2 protein-coding genes and 1 pseudogene are annotated in these 4114 nt (G+C 67.8%); 1 reads left to right on the top strand and 2 read right to left on the bottom strand.

The window, feature by feature from the left end; translation table 11 throughout:
- Nucleotides 1–357, bottom strand: a pseudogene (locus RT567_RS14225) (peptidase M20); the annotation flags it as partial.
- 111 nt (nt 358–468) lie between these two features.
- A complete protein-coding gene (locus RT567_RS14220) occupies nt 469–2742 on the bottom strand; it encodes a TonB-dependent receptor domain-containing protein (RefSeq protein ID WP_313576927.1) in 2274 nt (757 codons plus the stop codon).
- Nucleotides 2743–2986: 244 nt separating this feature from the next.
- On the opposite strand from RT567_RS14220, the gene RT567_RS14215 reads away from it, so the two are divergent.
- Nucleotides 2987–4114 (top strand): metallophosphoesterase (locus RT567_RS14215; protein ID WP_313576926.1); only part of this gene is annotated, 1128 nt, incomplete at its 3' end.

Genomic DNA, 4114 nt, shown 5'->3' with positions numbered 1-4114 from the left:
GCGGTCCTTTCCAGGCAGGACGCCGATCAGATTGATCGCCTGATTGCCCGCCGCCGCCGGATCGCCCCCCGCCCGCGCCAGCCGCTTGACTGAGCCGGGGGACAGCGGCCCCGCCTGCTCGCTGACCTCCAGCCCCAACTGCGTCAGGCGGGCGCTCAGATAGGCGCGAACCCGCGCATGCTCGGGCGAACCGACCGGATGCGGAGCGCGGGCGATCTGTTCGATGTCGCTCATGGCCCGCGCGGCCGAAAAGACGACGGCGGGCGCGTCCGCCGCGCGCGGCTTCGGCGCCTGAGTGGTCCACACCGCCAGCAAGAAGGCGAGCGTCAGCGATCCGAACAGCAAGGCCAGCCGCATATGAGATCCTCCCCGATCCGTCCGGCAATAGGACCAAGCTGGGCCGGAATGGCAAGAGGGCGGCGACAGGTCTCCCCGCCGCCGCCCTCCGATGCGATCAGCCGTAAAGGCTTAGAAGCGCTTCGACAGCTCCACGCCGTACATGCGCGGCTCGTTGACGAAGGCCGTCAGGTTGTTGAAGTCGATGGCGCCGAGGATGTTGGCCTCATCGGTGATGTTGCGGACATAGACGGCCGCTTCCAGACCCTGGTTCAGGTCGCGCCAACCCGCACGCAGGCCGCCTTCGAAGGCCGTGTCCTGCATGAACTCGACCGATTCATAGAGGAACAGGTTGAAGTCCTTCTGCATCACCCAGTCGGTCGCGGCGAACAGCTCCTGATCGTCGCCGATCGGATGGACGTAGGACAGCGTCAGATTGGCGCTCCATTCCGGCGCCTGGGGGAAGGGGTTGCCGTCGATATAGGCCAGACGCGCGGTTCCGACCGTCACCATGCGGTCGGTGACGGTGCAGTTTGCGAGCGCCGAGCAGACGCCGACCTGAAGATCCTTGTCCTTGATCTCGGTGTGGTTCCAGGCCAGGCCGCCGGCCAGGCTGAAGCCCGCGCCCAGATAGACGTCGCCGTCCACTTCCAGACCGTAGCCCTCGCCCTTGTCGGCGTTCAGCAGTTGGTTGAAGTTGCCGGCGCCGCCGATGGCGGTGAACTGCGGATCGGAGACTTCGTAGAAGTAGGCCGTGGCGTTCAGGCGGGCGCGGCCCTCCCACAGGCGAGCCTTGAAGCCGGCCTCATAGGACATGACCGTTTCCGAGTCCGCCGTAGTCACGATATCCGCCGAGGCGATGCGGCCCTGGATCGACGGGCCGCGATAGCCGTTGGCCACGCGGGCGAACAGGTTCAGACCGTCGTTGACTTCATACAGGGCGCTGACGTCCCAGCTGACCTGTTCGTCGCCGACCGACTTGGTGACGTTGTCCAGCGGCTTGGCCGTGGAAGAGCTGCCCGCCGGGATGATGCGGCGGCCCCAGAAGTCGCGGCTGTCGTCGGTGTAGCGAACCCCGGCTGTCAGCTTCAGCGCGTCCGTGACCTGATAGCGGCCCTGACCGAAGATCGACCAGGAGTCCGACTTCTGGATGACGTCGGGGACCACCGTCGGCGCGATGCCGCCGACGCCGTTGAACGTGCCCGAGACCAGGTTGAAGCGCTCGTCCCAGTAGAAGGCGCCGACCTGCCAGCCGAAGCGGCCGTCGCCGTTCGAGGCCAGGCGCAGCTCATAGGTGTTCTGGACCAGGTCGCTGGACAAGGTGCCGGTCTCGACCGCGAACGGGGTCTTGTAGCCGGCGCCGGTCGGAGCCCCGACCGAGACGCCGCCGTCGATGTCGCCGTTGCCCTGGCTTTCACCCTGGTAGGAGCCGATGACGCCGGTCAGCGTCGCCGGGCCGAAGTCATAGGCGACCTGCAGCGACTGCGAGAGGGTCTTCTGCTTTTGATAGTTGTTGCGGCCGCCGTCATACCAGACCGTGTCGCGGTCGAAGTTGTCGTTCAGCTTGTTCGAACCCTTGGTCAGGACGTTGGCGCGGTTCATCGTGCCCGTGCCCTCATAGTCGCGCGCCTGCAGGGTCAGCAGGGTCGACAGACGGTCGGTCGGGGTCCAGGCGACGTGGATCCGGCCCGCCACGTCGTCAAAGCTGCCCAGATCCTTGCCGTCCTTCTTGGCGAAGGGGGCGTCCCAGGCGTTGTTGACCCAGTCGTCGCGGTGGTTCCACAGGGCGGCGACGCGCACCGACAGCGTATCCGACGCCGGCAGGGTCACGCCCGTCTCGGCGCGCATCGAGCCATAGTTGCCATAGGTCAGCGAGCCGAAGCCGGTGAAGTCGTCACCCGGCTTCACCGTGTCGATCTTGACCACGCCCGCCGGGGTGTTGCGGCCGAACAGGGTGCCCTGCGGACCGCGCAGCACTTCCAGCTGCTTCACGTCGAACAGGGGGAAGCCCTTCAGATAGACGTTCTCCAGCACCACGTCGTCCAGCACGACCGAGACCGGTTGCGAGGCGTTGAAGTCGAAGTCCACATTGCCCAGGCCGCGGATGTAGAAGCGCGGGGCGTAGCGGCCGTTGGAGCTTTCGACCTGCAGGCTGGGCACGCGGCCCGACAGCTGCAGGATGTCGCCGCCGCCGGCGTTCACGGCGTTCAGCGTCTCGGTGTTCATGGCGGTGACGGCGAACGGCACGTCGCGGATGTTCTCGCTGCGGCGCTGGGCGGTGACAACGATGTCGCCGACGGCGGCGGCCTGTTCGACCTGGACGTCAGCGGATTGCGCCAGAGCCGGCGTGGAGAGCAGCAGAGCCAGGCCGCTGGCGGAGGCGGCGAGAGCCGAGAGACGAGTCATCGAGATATCCCCTTCTTGATGATCTTGGGCGGGTGAATTCGCCGCAGGCCCTAGGCCCGAAGCGTCGCCGCTTCCAGCACCGAAACGTCCCTCACCGTGAACCTTTCGCGACAGGGACACAGGCCGAAACAAACCGCCGTTCATTTCACATATGAGGCGCGCCTCAAGTTGTGCGGTGCAACCAGCCGTGCCATGCAGATCGGCTGCGTCGTCTCCCGCAGCGTCGCGCACCGGAGACTTTCAGATGCCCTTCGCCTCCCCCTCCCGTCGCCTCTTCCTGGGCGCCGCTGCCGTGCTGCCGCTGATCGGCGGCGCCCTGCCCGCCCTCGGCCAGACTCGCGAAGGGGCCGTCGTCGGCCGCGTCCTGGCCATGTCCGACCTGCATTCCGCCTATGAACGCAGCGCCCAGCTGCTGGCCGCCCTGCGCGCCGAGGTCCGCAGCCAGTCGGTTCCGCACCTAATCGCGATTGACGGCGATATCTTCGAGCACGGCAACGTCGTCTCGGTGCGTTCCGGAGGCGCCGTCGACTGGGCCTTCCTGGCCGCCCTGCCCGCCATCGCCCCGACGGTGGTCAATCTGGGCAACCACGACAACGACCTGACGCCGGATCTGCATGAGGTGGTCGCGCGGATGCGCGGCCTGGGGATCACCGTCCTCAGCAACATCGTCGACGCCCGAACCGGCCGCCCCTACGCCCCGGCGGCGACCGAGCTGGCCTTCGGCGAGCGACGCCTGCGCGTGGTCGGCTTCGGCACGAACGGACTGCACACCTATCCCAAGGCCAGTCGCGACTGGCTGTCGATCCCCGATCCGACCGAATGGGCCACCACGCATCTGTCATCCCTGCTGCACGGCGCCGATCTGACCCTGGTGATGAGCCACGCCGGGGTGGCGGGCGACCGGGGGATGTTGTCCGCCCTGCCCGACAGCGCCCTGATGATCGGCGGGCACAACCACCTGCTGTTCCAGGAAAAACTGGGGCGCGGCCTCTACGCCCACACCGGATCGTGGAGCAACGCCTATACGGCGGCCGACTATCTCAGCGACGGAAGCGTCCGGGCGCAATCGCGCATCGTCGCCCTGGACGGCCCCGCCGACCCGGCCCTGGCCGCCCTGATCCGCACGACCCTGGACCAGCATCTGACCGATCAGGAGCGCGTGATCCTCGGGACCAGTTCGACCGCCCTGTCGCTGGGCGACACCGGCCGCGCCGTCGCCGCCGCCTTCGCCCGCTTCGCCGGGGCCCAGGCGGGCTTCATCGGCCACACCACCCTGGGCACGGGCCTGAGCGCCGGTCCGGTCAGCCGCTACGCCTTCGACGCCGTGGTGCGCTTCGACGGCAAGCTGATGGCCGCCGAGGTTCCCGCCGCG

The organism is Brevundimonas sp. (assembly GCF_032107865.1).
GTDB lineage: Bacteria > Pseudomonadota > Alphaproteobacteria > Caulobacterales > Caulobacteraceae > Brevundimonas.
Note: the sequence above shows the minus strand (reverse complement) of the source record. Positions and strands in the feature narration are given on the sequence as shown.

What these genes read in the sequence shown, in the direction of transcription:
- RT567_RS14220 (WP_313576927.1), bottom strand. Translation starts at nt 2,742, where the DNA reads ATGACTCGTCTCTCGGCTCTCGCCGCCTCCGCCAGCGGCCTGGCTCTG.